This window comes from Devosia sp. Leaf420, assembly GCF_001425445.1.
Taxonomy (GTDB): Bacteria; Pseudomonadota; Alphaproteobacteria; order Rhizobiales; family Devosiaceae; genus Devosia.
The window spans coordinates 49368-71488 of record NZ_LMQU01000009.1; the positions used below are offsets into that span (position 1 = coordinate 49368).

At 61.5% G+C, this 22121-nt stretch carries 19 protein-coding genes, 1 tRNA gene and 1 riboswitch; of the genes, 14 read left to right on the forward strand and 6 right to left on the reverse strand.

The window, feature by feature from the left end; all coding sequences use genetic code 11:
- Positions 1 to 37 precede the first annotated feature (37 nt).
- Together ASG47_RS04755 and ASG47_RS04760 are read right to left on the reverse strand one after the other, a co-directional pair.
- Positions 38 to 1729, reverse strand: a complete 1692-nt coding sequence (locus tag ASG47_RS04755; protein ID WP_244487041.1) for a DUF882 domain-containing protein — start codon at positions 1727 to 1729, stop codon at positions 38 to 40.
- A 209-nt stretch (positions 1730 to 1938) separates the two neighbouring features.
- Positions 1939 to 3639, reverse strand: coding sequence for a L,D-transpeptidase family protein (locus ASG47_RS04760; protein WP_082511574.1), 1701 nt, complete (start codon positions 3637 to 3639; stop codon positions 1939 to 1941).
- A 297-nt stretch (positions 3640 to 3936) separates the two neighbouring features.
- Between ASG47_RS04760 and ASG47_RS04765 the strand changes: the two genes are divergently transcribed.
- Positions 3937 to 4272, forward strand: a complete 336-nt coding sequence (locus tag ASG47_RS04765) for a hypothetical protein (protein ID WP_061907604.1) — start codon at positions 3937 to 3939, stop codon at positions 4270 to 4272.
- A 24-nt stretch (positions 4273 to 4296) separates the two neighbouring features.
- Here the strand turns inward: ASG47_RS04765 and ASG47_RS04770 are convergent, their stop codons facing one another.
- On the reverse strand, positions 4297 to 5364 hold the full coding sequence (locus ASG47_RS04770; protein ID WP_061907605.1) for a hypothetical protein: 1068 nt from the start codon (positions 5362 to 5364) through the stop codon (positions 4297 to 4299).
- A 253-nt stretch (positions 5365 to 5617) separates the two neighbouring features.
- On the opposite strand from ASG47_RS04770, the gene ASG47_RS04775 reads away from it, so the two are divergent.
- From ASG47_RS04775 to ASG47_RS04820, 10 genes are all read left to right on the forward strand, one after another.
- Complete coding sequence (locus tag ASG47_RS04775) at positions 5618 to 7042, forward strand: MFS transporter (RefSeq protein ID WP_061908063.1); 1425 nt, start codon at positions 5618 to 5620, stop codon at positions 7040 to 7042.
- A gap of 68 nt (positions 7043 to 7110) precedes the next feature.
- Positions 7111 to 7629, forward strand: a complete 519-nt coding sequence (locus ASG47_RS04780; protein WP_061907606.1) for a sigma-70 family RNA polymerase sigma factor — start codon at positions 7111 to 7113, stop codon at positions 7627 to 7629.
- A complete protein-coding gene (locus tag ASG47_RS04785; RefSeq protein WP_061907607.1) occupies positions 7619 to 8371 on the forward strand; it encodes an anti-sigma factor family protein in 753 nt (250 codons plus the stop codon). Before ASG47_RS04780 ends, ASG47_RS04785 begins: the two co-directional genes overlap by 11 nt.
- Before the next feature lie 70 nt (positions 8372 to 8441).
- On the forward strand, positions 8442 to 9095 hold the full coding sequence (locus tag ASG47_RS04790; RefSeq protein ID WP_061907608.1) for an exopolysaccharide biosynthesis protein: 654 nt from the start codon (positions 8442 to 8444) through the stop codon (positions 9093 to 9095).
- Positions 9096 to 9104: 9 nt separating this feature from the next.
- Positions 9105 to 10466, forward strand: coding sequence for a hemolysin family protein (locus ASG47_RS04795; protein WP_061907609.1), 1362 nt, complete (start codon positions 9105 to 9107; stop codon positions 10464 to 10466).
- Between the two features lie 4 nt (positions 10467 to 10470).
- Entirely contained in the window at positions 10471 to 11490 is a 1020-nt protein-coding gene (locus tag ASG47_RS04800) for a CNNM domain-containing protein (protein WP_061907610.1), read from the forward strand.
- 488 nt (positions 11491 to 11978) lie between these two features.
- On the forward strand, positions 11979 to 12272 hold the full coding sequence (locus tag ASG47_RS04805; RefSeq protein WP_061907611.1) for a hypothetical protein: 294 nt from the start codon (positions 11979 to 11981) through the stop codon (positions 12270 to 12272).
- A 65-nt stretch (positions 12273 to 12337) separates the two neighbouring features.
- The gene (locus tag ASG47_RS04810) at positions 12338 to 14047 is read left to right on the forward strand and encodes a type I secretion system permease/ATPase (RefSeq protein WP_082511575.1); all 1710 of its coding nucleotides are present in this window, start codon (positions 12338 to 12340) and stop codon (positions 14045 to 14047) included.
- Positions 14044 to 15357 (forward strand): HlyD family type I secretion periplasmic adaptor subunit, encoded by a 1314-nt coding sequence (locus ASG47_RS04815; protein WP_082511576.1) that lies wholly within the window; start codon positions 14044 to 14046, stop codon positions 15355 to 15357. Before ASG47_RS04810 ends, ASG47_RS04815 begins: the two co-directional genes overlap by 4 nt.
- A 10-nt stretch (positions 15358 to 15367) precedes the next feature.
- Positions 15368 to 16276, forward strand: coding sequence for a hypothetical protein (locus ASG47_RS04820; RefSeq protein ID WP_061907613.1), 909 nt, complete (start codon positions 15368 to 15370; stop codon positions 16274 to 16276).
- Positions 16277 to 16341: 65 nt separating this feature from the next.
- On the opposite strand, the gene ASG47_RS04825 is transcribed toward ASG47_RS04820, so the two are convergent.
- Both ASG47_RS04825 and ASG47_RS04830 read right to left on the reverse strand, forming a co-directional pair.
- Positions 16342 to 16415: transfer RNA gene (locus tag ASG47_RS04825), tRNA-Gly, on the reverse strand.
- 52 nt (positions 16416 to 16467) lie between these two features.
- A complete protein-coding gene (locus tag ASG47_RS04830; protein ID WP_082511577.1) occupies positions 16468 to 17571 on the reverse strand; it encodes a 2'-deoxycytidine 5'-triphosphate deaminase in 1104 nt (367 codons plus the stop codon).
- A 78-nt stretch (positions 17572 to 17649) separates the two neighbouring features.
- Positions 17650 to 17725: riboswitch (SAM riboswitch) on the forward strand.
- A gap of 40 nt (positions 17726 to 17765) precedes the next feature.
- On the opposite strand from ASG47_RS04830, the gene metZ reads away from it, so the two are divergent.
- Entirely contained in the window at positions 17766 to 18974 is a 1209-nt protein-coding gene (gene metZ, locus ASG47_RS04835; RefSeq protein ID WP_061907614.1) for an O-succinylhomoserine sulfhydrylase, read from the forward strand.
- Between the two features lie 134 nt (positions 18975 to 19108).
- Positions 19109 to 19915, forward strand: a complete 807-nt coding sequence (locus ASG47_RS04840) for a transporter substrate-binding domain-containing protein (RefSeq protein ID WP_061907615.1) — start codon at positions 19109 to 19111, stop codon at positions 19913 to 19915.
- On the opposite strand, the gene ASG47_RS04845 is transcribed toward ASG47_RS04840, so the two are convergent.
- On the reverse strand, positions 19912 to 20325 hold the full coding sequence (locus tag ASG47_RS04845; RefSeq protein ID WP_061907616.1) for a tellurite resistance TerB family protein: 414 nt from the start codon (positions 20323 to 20325) through the stop codon (positions 19912 to 19914). The genes ASG47_RS04840 and ASG47_RS04845 overlap by 4 nt on opposite strands.
- A 148-nt stretch (positions 20326 to 20473) precedes the next feature.
- On the opposite strand from ASG47_RS04845, the gene ASG47_RS04850 reads away from it, so the two are divergent.
- Positions 20474 to 22117: a lysine--tRNA ligase gene (locus ASG47_RS04850; RefSeq protein ID WP_061908066.1), complete on the forward strand. Its 1644-nt coding sequence runs from the start codon at positions 20474 to 20476 to the stop codon at positions 22115 to 22117.
- The last annotated feature ends 4 nt before the right edge of the window (positions 22118 to 22121 follow it).

Genomic DNA, 22121 nt, shown 5'->3' on the forward strand with positions numbered 1-22121 from the left:
CCTATAAAGTGGCGTCTTTGCGACCCCAGCCGCCAGATTAGTTGGCGACGGGGGCGAAACGGGCATGGCCCAAGGCAGTGGTGTCGTCGCCGGCACCCATCTTGATGGTGTAGCGGCCCATTTCCGGTGTGGGATCGAAATCCGCTTCGTCGCGATCAAAGATCACGGCGAAATGGTTCGACGAGAGGCTCGCGGGGGCTGCAAAAACATCGGCCACATGCTCGAAATCGGGAGCGACAAGGTCCGGGGCGCGCATCTCGGCAGCCACAGGCTTGCCGACATGGGTCGCGAGTGCAGCGACGAGGTCGGACTGGCGCGCGGTCTCCGCGGCGCTGAACGTGCCGGAGAATAGGCTTGCCATCTGGGTTTCGGACGTAGGAAGCGTCGTCAACTCAGTCGGCATCGGTGTTTCGACAGACGAGAGGATCGGCAGCCGAGCGGCTGGATGCGGCGGAATTCCGCCGGTTGTCGAGGGGCTGAGCGAAGCGATGACAGGCGCTGCAAGACCATTGGGAATGGTCCGCGCCGTGCTCGGCGCATAGGCGGTCAGAACCGTCGCGTCGTTGTTTTGCGGCGGCGGCATGGGCATCGGCACATCCGTCAGCGCAGCAAGAGCGGTGACCGCATCGCCGGCCGGGAGTGCTGCGGCAGTTGCAACGCGGAGGGTTTCCGACTTCATAGCGGGCACCGGCGCAACAGCTTCGGCGACCAGTTCTGCGGCGTCGAGCGGAGCACTGCCGACGGTCGAGAAGGGGATGGCCGGTGGAGCCGCAGGAACGGGCGCGACGGCCTCTTGCGCTACCGCAGCAACGGTCATGCTAGCCGGGCGCTGGGCGGGAATTGGGGCGAGGTTCGGCGTGGCGGCTTGCGGTGCGACCGAGGCGACCTGCATGGGTGCTGGCTCTGGTGCTGCGACCGGCGCGGGAGCGGGGGTATTGGCCTGCTTGTTGCCACCAAAGAGTACGTCCATCAAGGACTTGCCGCTGCTGCCGCCAGAATCGGCGACCATGGTGCCGGAAGACGAGCCGTTGCAAGGATAGGCGTGGCACTGTTTCCAGCCGGCCATGGCGACCTGATAACCCTCTTGCGACAAGGGTTTACCATCGCTCGGCAGGTGCATGGTGCGGCCGTCCGGGAACAGTTCCTTGAGCTGGGCGCGGGTCATGCGTGGCCAGGCGCGGACGGAAGCGACGTCGAGGTGCACGAAGGGGCTGCCGGACGTGGGATAGAATCCGACGCCGCCGACCTGTTTGCGCATCGCCGTGGCGCGCAATTTGGCGAGCGGCACACCGGGGATAAAGAAGTCCATGGCCTTGCCGCGCATGTGCTGGGAATTGTCCGCAACACCCGAGGAATTCTGGGCCAGCATGGCATTGGTGGCCGGCGAACGGTATGCCGAGACCACGTTGATAGGTTGGGTCGCGCCGACTTCCTGGTAGACTTCCCAGACGAGGTCGAAAAGGCGGGGATCCATCTTGGTCGGCTCGTTCCGGCGCCAGTCTCGCAGGAAATAATTGAGCTCGTCGAGACCGGACTGCACGAATTGACCGTTGCGCTTGAAGACGATGCGCGCGGTTTCCTTGGTGTGCGTATAATAGATGTAAAGCGCGCGCTCGCTTGCAGCCACAGCAGGTTGAAGGGCAAAAATGCCGCCCAAACAAAGGGTTACAGCCAATGCTGCGCATGTACGCAGCACGCGGCTACGCTTGAAAAAGGAAAGACCCGTCACGCCAAACTCTGCCCGGTTCAATGCCAGTATCGTTTGATGGTAGCGCTAAAATCGAACGATTTGATTAACGCTAACCAGGTGTGAACTTGGCTCCCAGGAGCCCCCTCACACCCAAAGTAATAAGGGCAAAAACGGGCGCAACCAAGGCGAAAATGCTAACAGTCCGTTAGCACCGAGTGCGCCCGAAGCCCGAATTGGGCATGGATCGGTTATGGAGAGAGGTCGTTCGGAATGCTCTCGGCCTCAGCGACAATGGGCGTCTCGGCCGCCGGGGCAAGGCCCATGGCGGCGATCAGCGCTTCGTTGTGTCCATAAACATCGCCATAGGACCGGATGGTCCCGTCAGCCGAAACGCGCAGTGTAAAATAGGCGAGGTGGACGGGGATTTTCTTTTCCGGATTCACCCAGCGCTCATTGGGGCCGAACATGGCTTCGAGCGAGCTGCGCGAAATGTTCGGCTCATTGGCCATCAGCGCATCGGCAAATTCGAACGGGTTCTCGACGCGGATGCAGCCATGGCTGAAGGCGCGGAACGAGCGGGCGAAGAGCGACTTGGACGGCGTATCGTGGAGATAGACGTCGTGCTTGTTGGGGAAGAGGAATTTGATCTGCCCCAGTGAATTGCCCGCGCCGGGACGCTGGCGGATCTTGAAGGGGAAATTGGTGGTCGAGACCTGCGACCAGTTCACCTGCCAGGGGCTCACCGGCGAGCCGTTATAGAGGAGGTCCATATTGTGGCTGTCGGTATAGCCGGGATTGCGCAAGACGGCCGGCGCAATTTCGCCGCGCACGATGGACGAGGGCACATTCCAATAGGGGTTCACCACCAGGTGCCGGATATTATCCGAGAAGATTGGGGTCTGGTTCTTGGTGGCGCCGACGACGACGCGGGTCGTATATTCTTCCTTGCCGCCGCGCATGATCGACAGGCGGAATTCGGGGATGTTGACGAAGACGTTGAAGTCGCCGAGATCGGCCGGCATCCAGCGCCAGCGCTCCATATTGGCGATTATATCTTCGCGGCGCGTGGCATTGCCACCATTGAAGGCGGCGATGGTTGCGGGGCCGATGATGCCATCGACTTCAAGCCCAGCGCTTTGCTGGAAATTTTCGACGGCGGCGACGAGACTGTCGTCGTAAACATCGGTGCCCGTGGACGGGATTTCAAAGCGCACACGAATGGCTTCGACGCGGCCATCAGTGCCGCCAGGACGCAGCACCGGGCCATCGGCGATCGGGGCCGGGCGGTCGGCTGGCTTGTCATCGAACGTGGCAAGCGCGGCCTTCAGCGCGAGGAATTCAGGATGCTTGGGTTCAAGCTCGGCGAGGATCGGGGCGGGATCGTCGCTCTTGGCCAGCCGTTCGAGCAGCGCTGCCTGATCGATGGGCTTTGCCTCGATATCGAGATTTTCGCTGACCGATTGCGGCTTGATGCGGCCATTGTAGAGATGATTGGCATAGCGCATGACCGCGCCGGAAAAGGCGGTTTCAAGACCAGCCAAGGCGGTGGGGTCGGTGCTCGATGCGCGGGTCAGGTCGATATCGGCGGTGAGATAATCGCTGGGCCTGAGGCCTTCGCTGCCGGCATCCTTGAAAAGCGAAATGATCTTTTCGGCGGCCGGCGAGAAGGTGATCTTGCCGCTGCCGGCATCGTTGAGCCAGATCGGATCGAAATGGCGCTGGCCATAGAGATAGTAGAGCTTTTGCGCGTCTTCGTAGCCGAGCGTGCCGGGCTTAGCAGCGCCATAGGCAGCGGAAAGGCCGGCCTTGATGGTGCGGGCGAGGTCGTTTTGCGGAGGCGCGATGACAACCGGCTGGACGGCAAGACTTGCCACCTGCTGGGCCATGGCTGGCTGGCCGAGGGACGCCGCTGCAACGAGGGCAACGAGACTGACCAAAAGCTTCCGCATAGTTACTCCTATTCCACTGGAAAGGCCGTAAATCCCGGGAGATTCGCGGCCTAGTCCTAAAATTCATTACTCATGAAATCTTAACAGGAGCAATCACTCGCAAAAGAGTGAAGCCCGCCTGTGGCGGAAGGGTCACTGTTGGAAAACGGAAAAGAGGATGCGCCGATGAGGCTCAGGAACGCGAGACGGCTTTGTAACCTCGGTTATCGAGGGGATAATTTTGATCTCCCAAAGCTAAAATGCTGAGGCTATTGTTTTCCTGGTGATGCATCATTCGATGCTGCTTGGGAGACGCCGATGAATCCTGACCTCAAAGCCCGGCTTTCGGGGCTCGCCTGCATTTTGGCTGGTGGCGCCATTTCCTGGCCGACGATTTTTGATCGGCTGAGGCTCGCGCAGGAGGGCGTTCCGGAGATCAGCACCTGGTCCCTCGCGTCATTTCTGGTTGGCCCACTGATCGTTTTCGGCCTGACGCTGCTGATCCTTGGCGAGCGAACCGAAGTGCTGATGCGGGATGCCGAGAAAAAGCGCATGAAGCCGCTTGGAAACCTCATTGCCCTCGCCTGCGCCGTTGCCGGTTTTGGCGGCATGTTGGGCACGACATTCCTGCTGCAATCCTACGGGTATCAGTAGGCGCGGAGCGTCAGTTCAAAAAACTCAGCCTATCTGCGGTTCAGTGCGGCGTCGGCCTAAGGCGCCGCGCATGAGATCTGCGATTGCCCATGGCGCCCAGGCGAGGCCGAGCGAGAGCAGCGGCGTATAGATCAGGCCCCAATAGGTATTGAAGGGTTTTCCGACGACAGCGAAGACGATTATGACCGCCAGCACGGTCAAACTGGCCCGCACGCCCGTCTCCCCTGGCCACGCCAAAAGACCGAGCAGGGCCACCGGCAAAAGGACCGCATGGGCCGGCGTGGGCAGGAGGGCGAAAAAGCCGTTGAAGGCCGAGGTCGCCAAGACAAAGCTCAAGCCGCCAAACTGGATCCAATCCTCGGCATAGCCTCTATCGGCGGCGGTCACGTGCAACTGCACCTGGCCATAATGCCACAGGAAATAGGCGCCATAGACAAGGAGCACGGCCGCCCAGGCTGACAGTTCGCGCCAGCGTTGGGCTCGCCATGCGAGCCAAATGCACACAAGAATATAGACGCCGGCGAATTCGCGCGCAAAAAGCGCTACCGCGCCAGCGGCCAAGCCCGCGCGGCGAAAGCCAGAACCATAAAAAGCGACCGATAGCAGCACAAAAATGCCCGCGACAAGTTCGCTCAGCAGCACCGTGCCGGGCATAAAGGCGCCGGCCAAACTGAGCAACATGACCAGAGCGCCGAGCGCTGCCAACCTCGACCCGCCTTGCTGATTAAGCACCCAGACCATGATGTTGCCCGCAAGGACAGCGATAGCGATAAGTATCCACTGACCGATATCGAGGGATGGTAGGACGCTCAGGATAAAGGCCAGGCCCGGCAAGCGCCAATTGAAGACCGACTGGGTGCCGTAGCCGCTCGTGACCAATTGGTGGTGCGCGGCGGCATAGTAGGACGCGCCGCCCTGCATCTCGGCGACGATGCGGCGAAAAAGGGCGAGATCGCCATCGCCGGAGGAAGAGATATTCTCTGGGGAAACTGGCACTGTCGCGGCAACCGCGAGTAGGAGCCGCATGAAGCATCCTGCCAAGGCCAGGATGCCGATTGCCTGCCACCGACCGAGGCTGCTCCAACGGGTCATTGATTACTTCCGAAATGCTCGCTGCTCACCTTTGCGAAAAGTCCGTAATTTTCGGTTAGTCGATCGAGGGCTCCGACAAGGCCGCGCTGTGGCGCGCGCCCGAATTGGCCGGCGCTGGGCATAAAATAGGCAGCATGCTGCTTGACAGAGCAGCGAGAAGAGTTTTCAAAGCTAATACTTGGAAAATTCACCAGAGTCGGGATTGCGCGCTTGGTTGCGCGATGAACCGGCCGGTTTGACGCGAGGTGCCGCCATGTCTGATACGGTCGAAGGTCGCTGGGGCGAGATATTCACGCCGCGCTATGCGACGGTGACGCTGATCCTTTGTCTTGGCGTTGCGCTCCTCGCATTTAATGCATTCCTCGCCTCCATTTCGCTGCCGACGGCGGTGCAGGAATTGGGTGGCGTCGCGCTGATTTCCTGGGCGCTGACGCTGTTCCTGGTCTTTGCCATTGTTGGCGGGTCGGGCGCGGCGCTGCTCAAGCGGCGGCTCGGCGCACGCAATGCGCTTCTTTTGTCGGCCGGTGTGTTCCTGATCGGAACGCTGATTGCTGGAGCGGCAACGTCGATGCCGCAGGTCCTCGTCGGCCGGGCGATCCAGGGGTTGGGCGAGGGCGTGGTATCTGCCATCTGCTTTGCGCTGATCCCTGAACTTTTCCCCTCGCGTCTCGTGCCCAAAGTTTTTGGCCTCCAGGCGACGGTCTGGGCTGTCGCGGCCTTTGGTGGCCCGGCGGCAGCCGGCCTTCTCACTGAACTCGTCTCCTGGCGCGCGGCCTTTCTCGTCAATGTGCCGCTGGTGCTGATCTTTGCGAGCATGGTGATGATCAAAGTGCCGGCGCGCGTCAGCGAGGGCGCCGAGGCGATCGGCTTTCCCGGGATAAGGCTCGGATTGATCGGCAGCGGCATCTTGCTCGTCGCACTGGCGGCGGTCGTCGCGCCCTTGCCCGCCACCGGTCTGCTGATTGGCGCAGCCGTGCTGCTCGTTGGCTCCGTCTGGCTCGACGGGCGTTCGGCGACGCGGCTGATGCCGCCCGATGCCTTCCGGTTCTCTTCTGTGGTGGGGAGCGGGCTTTGGGCCGTGTTGCTGATCAATATCGCGGGGGCCGGCTCGGCCGTCTATCTCGTGCTTGTCGTGCAGGAGATGTGGAGTTTTGGGCCTACGGCGGCTGGGGCGCTTGCCGCCGTCTTGGCCGTCGCCTGGAGCGCGAGCTCGATCACGGTCGCCAATGTCAAAAGCAAGGAAACGCGCAAGACCCTTATTCGCATCGGCCCGGCCATGATCGGCCTGGGGCTGCTGCTGGTTCTGGCTGGGCTCGAGCTAGACCAGGTGGCGCTGGTGGTTTTGGGCCAGATGGTGACGGGGTCAGGCTTTGGGCTGCACAATGGCTATTTGAGCCTGACGATGATGGAAGCGGCGAGCGATGCCGAGCGCGATCGGACCTCGGCACTACTGCCGACGACGCAATCGGCGGGCAATGCGATCGGTGCGGCTTTGGCCGGTGTTGCGGCCAATGCGGCGGGGCTTGCGACCGCGGTCTCGGCCAGCGACGTCAAGGTCGCGATCATCCCGGTCTATGTGCTCGGCGCGGTTGTCGCGGCAATGGCGCTGGTCGCGGCGTGGCGCATGGTCGGCCTCGTGCGGCCGCAGGATCGTGACTCGAGCTTTGCCGCGGGCTAGGCGATCGAGTGGAAAAATTTCCATGCGCTCGGGAAGGGATTGGGGGCATTGCGCGTATATGATCCATCATGATCGCCAAGCTGCCCAAGGTAACCGACCATATTCCCGATCTCCGGCGCTATGCGCTGGCGCTGACGCGTCGGGGCGAGGACGCCGAAGACCTGGTGCAGGAGACGCTGACCCGCGCCTATGATCGCCGGGCTGATTTCAAGCCCGGCGCGGCGATGCGGCCGTGGTTGATGTCGATCCTCCACAATCTGCATGTCGATGGCGTTCGCTCGCGCCTGGTGCGCATCCGGCATGCGGCGAGCGCTCCGGCCAATCGGGATTTTGCGCCGGCGAGCCAGGAAGACGCGGTGCGACTATCCGAAGTGCGGCGCGCTTTTCTCGAACTGCCCGAGGAACAGCGCGAAGCGCTCCATCTCGTCGGGATCGAGGGCCTGACCTATCCCGAAGCTTCGCAAATACTCGGCGTGCCGGAGGGCACCGTGCTGTCTCGCGTGTCGCGGGCGCGGCAAACCCTGCGTGAACGCGAGCACCAGCGCTCGCGACGATTGCGTGTGGTGGGAGGTTCGGATGGCGCGTGAACCGATCAGCGAAACGGAACTGGCCTACTATATCGACAATCAGCTCGCGCCGGCGCGGCAGATCGAGGTGGAAGCCTATCTCGCGCAGGAACCGGCTTTGGCTGCTCGCATCATGGAAGAGCTCAAGATCATCCATGCGCTGCGGATGGCAGCGACCGACGCTGACGGCACGCCCGATCCTGCAACAACGAGCCTTGCGCTAAGACTGCAGCGGGCGATGGCGCGGCGCATGGTCTTGAATAAATTAAGGCCGGCATTGGCCGCTTGTTTTCTCCTGGCCGCGGGCGCGGTGGGCGGAGCGGCGATGACTGCTGCGGTCTTCAAACCCGATAGGCCGGGCTATCTTGAAGCCGCGCTCGAGGCGCACGCGGTGAGCCAGGTGCGCGCCGTGATGGTGTCGCAGCTCGAGGCGCCGGAATATGACCGGGACGAGCTGCTTTCAGCCACGGCCATCATCATGCCGACATTGCCCGATGATTGGGTGGTGACCGATGTGCAGGTCTATCCCTCTCGCTTCGGCCCCAGCGTTGAAATGGCGATCGATGCCGGTGGGCTCGGGCGGGCGTCGATCTTTGCGGCGCGGCCGGGCGATTTCGTCACGATCGAGCCAACGACAGCCCCGAACGGCGATGCGACCCTGGCGCATTGGCAGATCGACGAGGTGGCCTATGTCCTCGTCAGCAAGGCCGAGCCGGACGCCATTCTTGCGGCAGCAAACGGGCTTGCCGCGACCCTTGATTGAACGGAGACGATACATGACGTGTTGTTTCGGTCGGCGCGGCGGCAGCGCCGCCATGGAGTTTTAGGCGAACATGCCCGACCCCAGTCGAAGTCTCGCCGAGGGTGATGTGCCGTCTCGAGACGATCATCGCCTCTCGGCCACCCTGCTGCGCATCGCCTCCGAACCGGACCGCGAGCGCATCTTCATTCGCGATCTCCTCCGGGAACTGGACCATCGCGCTCTTGCGGCGCTGCTGTTCATTTTCGCGGTGCCCAACACCATTCCCGTGCCGCCCGGCGTTTCCGGCGTCCTCGGCGCGCCGCTGATCTTCCTTGGCGCCCAACTGATGCTCGGGCGGTCGCCATGGTTGCCGCGCATCATCGCCGATCGCTCTTTTGCCCGCACCGACTTCGAAAAGGTGGTGATCAAGGTCGGGCCCTGGCTTGGCAAGGCGGAAAAGCTGATGCGCCCGCGGCTCGAAATATTGGCGCGGCCGCCGGCCGAATATCTCGTCGGCGCAATGGTATTGCTGCTCGCCATCATCCTCTTCCTGCCCATTCCGCTCGGCAACATGCTGCCGGCGATCGCGATCTCCATTCTCGCGCTGGGGCTGATCGAGCGGGACGGGATCTGGATACTCGTCGGGACGCTGACCGCCATCGTCTCGGTCATCATCGTTTCCGGCGTCGTCGCAGCCTTTGCCTATGCCGCCTGGCTTGCCACAGCCGCAATCTTCTCCTTGTAAGAAACAGTCATGCTCGAGCCCATTCTGACGCTTCTGCTAGGGATCCTCGTGATCCTCGCCATCATCGCGGCCAATGGCTATTTCGTCGCCCAGGAATTCGCCTATATGGCGGTTGATCGCACCCGCCTGGCGGCGCAAGCGGCAAAGGGCGATGTCTCCGCCAAGCGCGCCCTGTCGGTCACGAGCCGCACAAGCTTCATGCTTTCCGGAGCGCAGCTCGGGATTACCTTGACGGGTCTTCTCGTCGGCTATGTCGCCGAGCCGCTCGTCGGGGCGTCGCTCGGCACGCTGCTGGGCGGCGTCGGTGTGCCGACCGAGGTCGGTATCGCCACCGGCACCGTGCTGGCTCTGGTGTTCGCGACAGTCGTCCAGATGATCTTTGGCGAACTTTATCCAAAGAACCTCGCTATCGCGAGCCCAGAGCCGCTGGCCCGGGCCCTCGCGGGATCGACCCTTATTTATCTCGGCGTCATGGGCTGGCTGATCAGCTTTTTCGACAAGGCGGCAAATCTCTTTTTGCGCCTCTTGCGCATTGAGCCGGTGCACGATCTCGACGTCTCGGCCTCCATCGAAGATCTGCCGCGCATCATCGCGGATTCGCGTGACAGCGGCGATCTGCCGGTCGAACTCTCGCACATGATGGAGCGCATCATCGACTTCCAGGAGCAAGATGTTGCCCATGCCATGGTGCCGCGCTCGCAGGTCGACTGGATCGGACCGGACGCGACGATCGGTGAGGTTCGTCAACTGATGGCGCATGGCCATACGCGCTATCCCGTCATCGACGATGAGGAAGCGCCATTGGGCGTCGTTCACCTTGCCGACCTGCTGACCCAACTCGACGAGGCTTCGGGCGATAAGCTCGTCAGCTCCGTCATGCGGCCGGCCGAAGTGCTATCGAGCCTCATGAGCCTTCCCGCGGCGCTGCAGCAGCTTCTCGAACGCGGCGAACAATTGGCCTGTGTGGTCGATGAATATGGTGGCTTTGCCGGCATGCTGACCCTTGAAGATATCGCCATGGAGATCGTGGGCGAGATCAAGGACGAACATGACGCCGAGATCGATGCCGTCGTCAGGCAAGAGGCCGACGGCGTCTGGGTCATGGATGGGGATGCGCCACTCGACGAAGTCGAGCGTCTGCTGGACCGGACATTGCCGCGCGGCGAGGTCGAAACCCTCGCGGGCCTCCTGATCGTCGAAGCCGGAGCCTTGCCCGTTGTCGGCGACACGGTGTCGATCGTGCTGCCCAGCGATCCCGAAGAGATCGTCGATGATCATCCGATCGAGCGACGTCTGGAGCTCGAGGTTCTTGAGATCGAGCGGCATGTGCCGACGCGGGTGCGCGTCAAGCTGATCGAGAGTGCGGAGTAAGATCATGAGCGGCACATTGTTCGTAACACTCATCACGACGCTCCTGATCGTTCTGAGCGCCTTCTTCGTCATCATCGAATTTGCCCTGCTCGGCGCGCGCCGGCATCGGCTGGAAGAGCAGGCAAGCCATAGTGCTTCGGCGCGTGCTGCCCTGCGCGGCATGAACGATTTGACCCTGATGCTCGCCGGCGCCCAGCTTGGCATTACGGTCTGTACCTTTGCTCTTGGCGCCATCACCAAGCCTGCCGTCGATCACTGGCTTGGGCCCAATCTTGCCGCGCTCGGCCTGCCCACCATTGTTGCGGACAGCGCCTCGTTTGCGCTCTCCATGTTCTTCGTCACCTTCCTCCATCTCGTCGTCGGCGAAATGGCGCCCAAATCCTGGGCCATCGCGCATCCCGAGCGATCCGCGGTGTCGATTGGTTTGTTGGCACGCGCCTATATCTGGCCGCTACGGCCCATTCTTGGCTGGATCAATTTCGTCGCCAATCGCCTGGTCGCTGCGAGCGGTGTCACCCCGGTCGAAAGCGCGGCGGTGGGCGGCCGGGATATGGCAACGATCCGGCAACTGGTGGAGCATTCCGCCAAAGTCGGAACGCTCGAGCCGCAGATCCAGCGGCAGATTTCAGGGCTTGTCGAGCTTGGTACCATGCCGGTGCGCGAGATCGTCCCAATCGCCCATCGCCTCGCCGCGGTGTCACCGCAGGCAACGATAGGCGAGGTTCGGCGCGTCGCGCGCGAGTCAGGCCATATGCGCATCATCATGCTGACGGAAGACCCGGCGCAGTTAAAGGTCGTCCACGTGCGCGACACCCTTTTGCGCGGTGACGACGAGCCGGCGCTCGATACAGCAAGGCCAGCGGTGACGCTCGAAGCAAAGACGCCCGTCTATGAGGCCCTGGCGAAAATGCGCGAAAACAGCGTCCAACTCGCCGTCGTTCTCGCCGAAGGCAAGGTTGGGGGGCTTGTCACTTTGGCCGACATCACCAAGCGCCTGCTGCCGGCTGGCGACGTCAGCGTATAGCAAAGTCGCTTCCGTCGCGGTTGCTCAGCCAAGATGCCGTCAGGGATCGGGGATGGCGAGAGCTATTGTCGAGATCAATGGCCCTTTGCCACCTGACCATCGCGGTAAGGCAAGTTGGGATTGAAAACAGCAGATAGCGCGGAAAAGAGAGCTTCGTAGACCGATGTGCCGCTCCAAAAAAGCGAGCAGCCTCAGTGCTATCCAACCTCTGAACGGCACCCGTTCAATGCCTATTCCCGTCGGCTGTCACGTTTCAATTGTGGCCCTGAGCGGGCAGTTTCGCGCACAGAAACGTGAATCTGCATTTTAACTATAGATATCCAAGGCTTTGAAACCGATCACTTTTTTCGCGCCGAAATTGCCGGAACAGCGAAGACAGAAAGCGGTTATCCTCCCCGACGCCGCAACTGCGGGTCACTTACGAGCGACACTCTCAAGGGTGTAACTCCTCGCCCGACGAACGGGCAAACAGAAGAAGGAACAATCAAATGTCGATTCTTGATCAGCTTCTTGGTGGTGGTGATAACGCTTCCGTCTCGAACAATTCGGACACCTCCAGCAATGAAGTCGGGGCTAGCCCAGTGCTTGGGTTCAGCCTTGATGACGTGCTCCACTCTTCGAGCACCGATGATGACGGCGACTCCTCTTCATTCACCGGTATTGGTGGCCTGAGCCTTGGCCTGGGCGCCCCGATCTATCTCGGTTCGAGCTCGTCGAGCGAAAGCTCCGACCAGCAGGTTTCGGACAGCGATAGCGGTGGTCTGCTTGGTGGCCTGCTCTAATCCAGCAACCATCACGAATTGGCGGGGTTCTTCGGAACCCCGCCTTTTCTTACCCGGAACACCTCATGGCAGCAGAAAACAAGACAAATAATGAGCTGAGCCAGGCAGTTCGCTCCCAACTGCCGCATTTTGCGGTGGCGGGCGTCTTCAGCGGCGTCATCAATCTGCTGTACCTGAGCTCGCCGCTTTATCTGATGCAGATTTATAATCGCGTCCTGGTGTCCGAAAACGTCACGACACTGATCCTGCTTACCCTGATCCTCGTCTGCGCCCTTCTGACCATGGGCGCGCTTGACGCCTTGCGCGCGCAATTGCTGGTGCGTGCGGGCATGCGGCTCGATCGATCGCTCGCGGGGCGCGTCTTTGATGCTCTGGTGCGCAAGTCGGCGCGCTTGGGTTTTTCGAAGGGTAGCCAGACATTGCGGCAACTGGACCAGTTCCGCACCTTCATTACCGGCCCGGGCATCTATTTCGCGTTCGATCTGCCCTGGATCCCGCTCTATCTGCTGCTGCTGTTTTTCATTCATCCCGTCTTGGGCGTGGTGTCGACAGTTGGCGCTGTCATCCTCCTGCTTCTGGCTCTCGTCAACGAGCGCACCACCCGGCCGTCATTGCGCGTCGCGGAGACCGAGGGCAACCGGGCCTATGCCTTCAGCGAAAATATTCTCCGCCATTCCGATGTCGTCGTGGCCATGGGCATGCAGCCTGCCATCGAAGGCCATTGGCAGCGCAGTCGCGACACGATGTTGGCGAGCCAAGGCATGGCCAGTGATCGCAACGCTGTCGTGTCGTCCGGCATCCGCTTTGCGCGGCTCTTGCTCCAGGCCTTGATGCTGGGCGCAGGCGCATGGCTTGCCATCGGACAATATATCCAGCCGGCAACGATCTTCGCCGCTTCCATCATCATGGGCCGCGCTTTGGTTCCCGTTGAGCAGGGCGTTGCGACGTGGAAGCAGTTTACTGAAGCGCGGACGGCCTATCGCGAAGTTTCAAAACTGCTCGATGAGGTTCCGGGCCGGGAAGACAAGACCATCGTGCCTGCCAATCAGAACGGACTGACCGCCGAGCGCGTGTCCTTTGCTATTCCGACGCGGCCCGAACCCATCCTGCGCGATATCAGTTTTGCGATTAAGCCGGGCGAAGCAGTCGGCATTGTCGGCCCGAGCGGCTCGGGAAAATCCACCCTCGCGCGCCTCCTGATCGGCGCCATTCCAACGACGGCAGGGACGCTCTCCTTCGGCGATCTCAGCTATCGGAGCTGGGACCCGACGGTGTTCGGGCGTCAGATCGGCTACCTGCCGCAAGATGTCGGTCTTTTTGCCGGCACTGTGCGGGAAAACATCGCGCGCTTCGGCGATGCGGAGATCGAAGATATCGTCATTGCCGCCAAGAAGGCCGGCATTCATGACATGATCTTGGGGCTGCCCAAGCAATATGACACCGAACTCGGGCCCGAGGGCGTCGGCCTTTCGGGCGGTCAGCGGCAGCGGCTGGGTCTCGCGCGGGCGCTCCTCGGCCAACCCGCTTTGCTGGTGCTCGACGAGCCCAATGCCAATCTCGACACGGCGGGCGAAACCGGCCTTCGCCATGCGCTCGAGGCTTTGAAAGCGGCAGGGACCACCATCGTCCTCGTGACCCATCGCACGACCGTGCTCGAAATGGTCGATCGCATGATGTTCGTGCGCAATGGCAGGCTCGAGGTTTTTGCCAAGCCCGACGACGTTTACCGGCACATCAAGGAGAACGTCGTCCCTGAAATGCAGGCGGCAGAATGATGAACCCTGGCGAAACCCTCAACAGCAAATTCCTTAATCCCGGCACGCCGGCCCGCTTGGGCTTTCTCGTCATCGTGGTCTTCGCCATGGTGATGATCGGCTGGGGTGCGCTGGCGCCGCTCTCGGGAGCAGTGGTAGCCAATGGGGTTTTGCAGGCAGAAGGCGGCCGCCAGGCGGTCCAGCACCCCTATGGCGGGGTTGTCACCGAACTGCTTGTCGCCGAAGGCGATAGCGTGCGCGAAGGCGAGGTGCTGATGCGGCTTTCCGATGCCGAACCGCGCGCGCAAGTCGATGTGCTCTCGGCAGAGCGAGATACCTTGCTCGCCGCAGAAGGACGGCTAGAGGCCGAACTGGCCGGCGCGACAGAGCCGGCTTTCCCGGACGATCTTCTGTCCCGCCGGACCGAACCAACTGTCCAGCAGGCAATGAACAACGAAATCGCGCTGATGGGGGCGCGGGCCGAGCAATTCGAGACGCGAAAAAATGTGCTTTTGCAGCAAAAGGCGCAGCTCGACGAGCGCGTCAATTCCGCTCAAGCCCAGATTGCTGGGCTCGATCAAAGGCGGGCGTCCATTGCAGGCGAACTTGAAGACGCGCAGGCATTGTTGGCCCAGCAATTGATCGAACGCAGCCGGGTTTTGGAACTCGAACGCTCGCTCAACGACATCGATGCCCAGGCGTCCGTGCTTCGCGCCGATATCGCGACGGCCAACAAGGCGATGGCCGAGGCGGATTTTGAAATTTCGGGTCTCGACCGCGAGCGTCAATCGGGCGCGAGCGAGGACCTGCGCGCCAATCAGGCGGCGCTTGCCGCTCTCAATCCAAAACTTGCGGCGGCAGAGGATGCGCTGATGCGCACTGACGTGACCGCAACGGCCAGCGGCCGGGTGGTCGGCCTTTCCGTCATCACGGTGGGCGGTGTCGTCTCGCCCGGCCAGGAACTGCTCTCGATCATCGCTTCGGATGGGCCGATGATCGTCGAAGCACAAATGCGGCTCGCCGATGTGACGGATGTAACCCCCGGCGAGGTGGCCGATATCCGACTTCTCGCAGTGCCTGCCTCGATAAGGCCATCCCTGAGCGGTACGGTCGAGACTGTTTCGGCCGACCGCGTGATCGACGATCGGAGCGGCCAGTCGTTTTATGCGCTGCGGGTTTCGCTCGATGCGCAGCAAGTCGCCGATGCCGGGATCGACATGACGGCCGGCATGCCCGTTCAGGTGGTCATTCCCACCAAGGGACGCACGTTGATCGATTACCTCACCAGCCCGCTCCTCGATGAGGTGAGCGGCGCCTTCCGGGAACGCTAGGAGATTTGAAATGACCACTCCGCAAAAGCAACGGCGTCAGGACGACAACCGCCAGCCCGCCCAAACCCCGCTCGCCGACGCGATCGTCCTGGGAACGGCAGCCGGCGGCCTGGTCCTGGGCACGATGCAGGCGCAAGCGGCGACGGCAGAGGCGTCGGACGTGCATACGCCGGTGCCCGGTTTGGATGTCGGCGACCACCCGGCGACAACAGGACCGGCAGCGGAATTGGACAGCGCGCAGCAGGCCGATCAGGAGCCGGCTTTGGCCCCAACCGGCATGGATGATCCAGCGCAACTAGCAGTGATGCCGGTTGAGGCAGCGCTTCCAAGCCCGATGGTCACATCGGTGGAAGATCAATTGGTCCATGAGCTGTCGCAACAGATGGCGGGTACCATCTCCAAGGTGATGGAAGGCGCAGAGCCTGGGATGAGTGCGGAAGCGTTCAGCCAGGCGATCTCCAGCGACATCGTCCAATCTGCCCAGGAAATTGTCGCGCGCCTCGATATAGGCTCGCTGCTGACCAGTAGTGATAACCTCGGCGAGACCACTCTCGCTGAGATCGATCCTGTTTCGATGGTGGACGGCATCTTGGGTGCCACCGCAAACCTGGCCGATACGATATTGACCGATGTCGGCGCCCTGCCATCCGAAATTTTGGGCGGGACCATTGGCGATCTCGCCGACCTGCCATCGGCCCTTTTGGGCAATGAGGGCCCAGACGGCTCGGATGGATTGCTCTCGGACTTGTTCTATGCCGATGGAGGCAGCGATAGCTTGGCTATACCTGACCTCAGTGATGCAGCGTCGTCGCTCGTGGCAGACGTCGGCAGTTCGGTGGGCGGACTTTTGGGCTTGAGCTACACCGATGTTCCGGACCTCGCCGGCTCCCACGGCTTGAACGCCCTGAGCCTTCTTTAAGGCTGGATTTCAATGCGAGACGGCAAACCCGAGCGATATTCCGACATCGGGTAAGGCCTGAGGACTGGAGCGGGTGAAGGGAATCGAACCCTCGTCATCAGCTTGGGAAGCTGCTTCTCTACCATTGAGATACACCCGCATTCCGGTGTTGACCCTAGATGCTGGAAATCGGGGTCAGCGTCAAGACGGTCTCAGGGGAACGGCTTGAAGTGTTTTGAAAGCTTGAGTGTCTGGGCTTGATAGTTCGAGCCGAGTGCCGAGCCATAGAGACGGTCGGGCGTTTCGGCGAGGCTTTCGTAGATCAGGCGGCCGATGATCTGTTTGTGGCCGAGAAGAAACGGCACTTCGCGGCTGCGCACTTCGAGAACCGCGCGGCTGCCTGTGCCGCCGGCGAGGGAATGGCCAAAGCCGGGATCGAAAAAGCCGGCATAATGAACGCGGAATTCGCCTACGAGCGGGTCGAACGGCACCATTTCAGCGGCATGGCTCGGCGGCACATGCACGGCTTCATGGCTGACAAGGATATAGAATTCATCAGGGTCGAGCGTCAGCTCGGGCCGTCCGCGGCTATAAAGCGGCTCCCAGAAATCGAGGACGTCGAGCGCGCTTTTCTTGTCGACATCGATCACGGCCGTATGGCGTTTGGAGCGGAAGCCGATGAGGCCATCGCGGCCTTCGCCCAAAAGATCGATCGAAAGCGCGACGCCGCCATCGACCGGCAGATCGCCGCCGATAACCAGCGTGTCGCTGGCATGCAGCGCCTGATGCTCGGATGACGAGAGACGCGTATCGCCGGAGCGGAACCGCATTTGGCTCAGCCGCGACCCGGTCCGCACCAGGACGGGAAAGGTGCGCGGGCTGACTTCAAGATAGAGCGGCCCGTTATAACCCTTGGGCATTTGATCGAAACCGCGCGCCCGATCGCCGATGACGCGGGTGAAGACATCGAGCCGGCCTGTCGAACTCTTGGGATTGGCCGAGGCGCTGACGTCGGACGGGAGAGCAAGGCTTTCCTGCAGCGGCACCAGATAAACGCAACCACGCTCCAGCACCGCGCCCTTGGTCAGATCGATCTCGTGGAGTGTTAGCGCTTCGATCCGCTCGGCCATCGAATGGGCCGGGCCGGGCAAAAAGCTCGAACGTACGCGATAGGCGACATCGCCAAGCCGGAGATCGAGGCTTGCCGGCTGTACCTGATCGGCGTCGAATTCGCGTGTCGCAGTGATTGCGCCTTGCGCATGGAGCTTTTCGATCAGGCGCGCGGGAAAGACGCCTTGGGGCCAAGCCTCTTGCATGCTGCGCGCTCCGTCAAATCAGGGGTCGCTCTCCCTAGCAAAGCGCGGAGATTGACGCCACCGGCCAATTGCGGTTTAGTCCCAACCAGTGGTGATTTGGCCGGTCGCTTGCAGCCACTTTAAATAAGTCGCTAAAGACCGTTATTGGAACCGGCCGCCATTCGCGCGCCGGTTTTTTGTTTGAAGGCAGAGCCATGTCCAAAGAGAAAAATCCCCTCCTTGATCCAGCCAAGCATTCTGCGGCGACGCAAATGGTGCATGGCGGGGGGATGCGCTCGCCGTTCAACGAGACCAGCGAAGCGATTTTCCTTAATTCGGGCTATTCCTATCCCAGCTCGGAACATGCCGAATTGCTGTTCCAGGGCAAAATCCCGGGCGGCCACAACTATTCCCGCTTTGCCAACCCGACCGTCGACATGTTTCAAGAGCGCATGGCGCTGCTAGAAGGCGCGGAAGCCAGCCGCGCCTTTGCCTCGGGCATGGCTGCGGTCACCAATGCGGTGATGAGCCAAGTGCGGGCGGGCGATCATATCGTTGCCGCGCAAGCGCTGTTCGGCGGTTGCCGCTATGTGGTCGAAGACTACGCGCCGCGTTTTGGCGTCGAATCGACGCTCGTCGATGGCCGCGACCCCGCCAATTTTGAAGCGGCTATGCGCCCCAATACTAAGGTGGTCTTCATCGAAACGCCGACCAATCCGACGCTGGAACTGGTCGATATCGCTGCCGTCGCCAAAATCGCGCATGCCCATGGCGCCAAGCTGATCGTCGATAATGTCTTTTCGACCGCGCTCTATCAAAAGCCGCTCCAGCTCGGAGCCGATCTCGTCACCTATTCGGCGACGAAACATATCGACGGGCAGGGCAGGGTGCTCGGCGGCATCGTGCTCGGCTCGAAAGCGCTGATCGAAGGCGACGTCCACACTTTCCTTCGCCAGACCGGTGCGACGCTCAGCGCCTTCAATGCCTGGGTGCTGCTCAAGGGCCTTGAGACCTATACGCTGCGCGTCGAGCAGATGACCAATAGCGCCGAAAAAGTCGCCGAGGCGCTGGGCTCGCATCCGAAAATCGCGCGCGTCATCTATCCGCACCACAAGAGCCACCCGCAGTACGATCTGGCCAAGCGCCAGATGACCCGGGGGTCGACGCTGCTGGCGCTCGAGGCCAAGGGTGGTCAGGAGGCTGCGTTCGCCTTATCCGACGCGCTCGCGGTGATCCTGATTTCCAACAATCTCGGTGACGCCAAGTCGCTGATCACTCATCCACGCACGACGACGCATGCGCGGTTGACCGAAGAGGTCCGGCTCGAAACGGGCGTGACGCCGGGTCTGCTGAGATTGTCGGTTGGTCTCGAAGATCCAAATGATCTGATTGCCGACCTGATGTATGCGCTGGATCAGGTGTGATGACCTCTACGTCCGGTCACCCCCACCTAGCCTCCCCCTCGAAGGGGGAGGGACAGTTTCGTGGTCGGGACACGATCAAGCTACACGCGCAGAAGTATTCCTCCCCCTTGCAGGGGGAGGCTAGGTGGGGGTCTTTGCGCGCATTCCTCGCGCTGGCGTTCTTCGCCCTCAGTGCCCCCGCCGTCGCCCAACCCCTCCCCAATCACGCCGATCCCGATGCCCGCGAAATCCTGCCGATGCAGGGCGCCGTGCCGGCCATTCGGTTCCTGACCACGGCGGATTTCCCGCCGTTCAATTTTCGCGACAGCACCGGGGAACTGATTGGCTTCAATGTCGATCTCGCCAAGCGCATCTGTGCCGAGGTCAATATCGCTTGCACGCTCCAGGCCTGGCCGTGGGATCAAGCCGCTAATGCACTGGGCGATAACCAGGGCGATGCACTGATTGCCGGTCTGGCAGTCAGCGCTGAAAACGGCGAACGCTTCGATTTTTCATCGACCTATCTGGCCTTGCCGGGACGCTTCGTCACGCGCACCGACGACGCCGCGAGCTTTTCGGTAGCGGGTCTTAAAGGCAAGACCGTTGCCCTGCGCGAAGGCAGCGCCCATGCCCAATTCATGGCGCGCTATATGCCGGACGTGACGGTTGCGCCCTTCGCAACCGAGATCGACGCGCTTTCCGCGCTTCGTGATGGCAAGGCGGATGCCTATTTCGGCGATGCCATGCGCACCGCGTTCTGGCTCAATGAAAATCCCGACTGCTGCAGCTTTGCCGGCGAACCCTATTTCCGGCCGGAGCTCTTTGGGGAGGGGCTCACCATCGCCGTTCCCGCTGGAAACGACGCCATCCGGCACACCATCGATTGGGCACTCGTCCGCCTCAAGCAGAACGGCGCCCTCGATGAACTCTATCTGCGCTGGTTCCCTGTCGGGTTTTATTAAGCCGGCAGACGACGGTGGCGGGCGCGGGCCGCGACTTCGATTGCGGCCGTCGTCAACCGATCGATGCTGAGCTTGTCGCGGAGCATTTCGAGAAAGCGCAGCTCTTCTTGTTCGAGGTGCAGGTCAACGGCCGTCACCTCGACCGCGAGGGCATAGGCGGTATCTTCGAGCTTCTTGGGCAAGGCTGCCAAGGCATTGTCGAGCACGCGATCGAGGCCATCGGGCTCGTTCAGCATATCCGCGCAATCATTGGCGACCGCCATCAGCCTGGATTTATCAAAGCCTTCGAACACCGGCAGGCGGTCGATCAGGGCCTGGATGCGAAACAGTTCGCGCTCCGTCATGGTGCTGTCCGAGGACGCAGCGACAAGCATCACGTGGATCAGAGCGTCATGGGCAGTGGTCGTCATGGTGCTTTCCGGCAAAGAGTGAACAGGCACAAGAACTAGGTCTCCGGCTGCACTTTCGCAACCACCTGCGACATTGACGTCAAAGCGAGGGAATGCGACACCGCATGCCTTGCCTGTTTTCTCGTATTTTCCGAAAGGCCGCCAGCCCGTGTCGTCCGCTGCTTTGCCCGAACTTGACCCCTCCTTCTTTGAGCCTGCGCAGACCGCTCGCGCCTGGCCGTTTGAAGAAGCGCGCAAGATCGTCAAACGGCTCGAAAAGTCGGGCAAGGGCGAAGCCTTGTTTGAAACCGGCTATGGTCCTTCGGGCCTGCCTCATATCGGCACGTTCGGCGAAGTGGCGCGCACCACGATGGTGCGTACGGCCTTTCGCCTGTTGACGCGCGACCAGATTCCGACGCGGCTCCTGTGCTTTTCCGACGATCTCGACGGCATGCGCAAGATCCCGGACACTGTCCCTTCCAAGGAAGCGATGGAGCCGCATCTGCAAAAGCCGTTGACCTCGGTGCCGGACCCGTGGACCAACGAATATGAAAGCTTTGGCCACCACAACAACGCCATGCTGCGCCGCTTCCTCGACACCTTTGGGTTCGATTACGAATTTGCGAGCGCGACCGACTATTATCGGTCCGGCCAGTTCGACCCCGTATTGCGCCTCGCGGCCGAGCGCTATCAGGCGATCATGGATGTGATGCTGCCGACCCTCGGCGCCGAGCGTCAGGCCACCTATTCGCCATTCCTGCCGATCTCGCCGATTTCGGGCCGCGTGCTTTACGTGCCGATGAAGGAAGTGAACGCCAAGGACGGCACCGTGACCTTCGCGGACGAAGACGGCCGCGACACCACGGTTCCGGTCACAGGCGGCCACGTCAAGCTGCAGTGGAAGCCTGACTTCGGCATGCGCTGGGCCGCGCTCGGCGTCGACTTTGAAATGTTCGGCAAGGATCACCAGACAAATCAGCATATCTACGACAAGATCTGCGCGATCCTCGGCGGCACTCCGCCCGAGCACTATGTTTACGAGCTCTTCCTCGATGCTGAAGGACAAAAAATCTCGAAATCGAAGGGCAATGGCCTGACGATCGACGAATGGCTGACCTATGCGCCGACGGAGAGCCTTGGGCTCTACATGTTCCAGAAGCCGCGCGTCGCCAAGCGTCTGCATTTCGATGTCATCCCGCGCGCGGTCGACGAATATTTCGCCCATGTCGCCTCTTATGAGAAGCAGGAAGCGGCAGCACGGCTCGAAAACCCGGCCTTCCATGTCCACTACGGCAATGTGCCCAAGGTCGACATGCCGATCACTTTCGCGCTGCTGCTTAACCTCGCAACGGCGTCGAACCCGGAAACGCCCGAAGTCATGTGGGGCTATATTTCGGCCTATGCGCCGGGGATTTCGGCCAAGACCCATCCGCATCTCGATGCGCTGGTCGGCTACGCCATGCGCTACTTCCGCGATTTCGTGAAAAAGACCTATCGGGCACCGGACGATGTCGAACGGGCCGCGCTCGAAGGGCTTTCCGCTGCGTTCGCAGCGCTGCCCGCCGATGCCGATAACGAAACGATCCAGAATGCGGCGCTCGATGTCGCGCGCAATATCGAGCGCTATCAGGATCACACCAAGAAGGGTCCGACCGGCGGCCCCGGCGTTTCCGGCGAGTTCTTCCAGATGCTCTATCAGGTGCTGATCGGGCAGGAACGCGGCCCGCGCTTCGGCTCGTTTGCGGCGCTCTACGGGATCGAAAATACGCGAAAGCTGATCGACAAAGCGCTGGCCGGCGAGCTGCTGAACTAGCGCT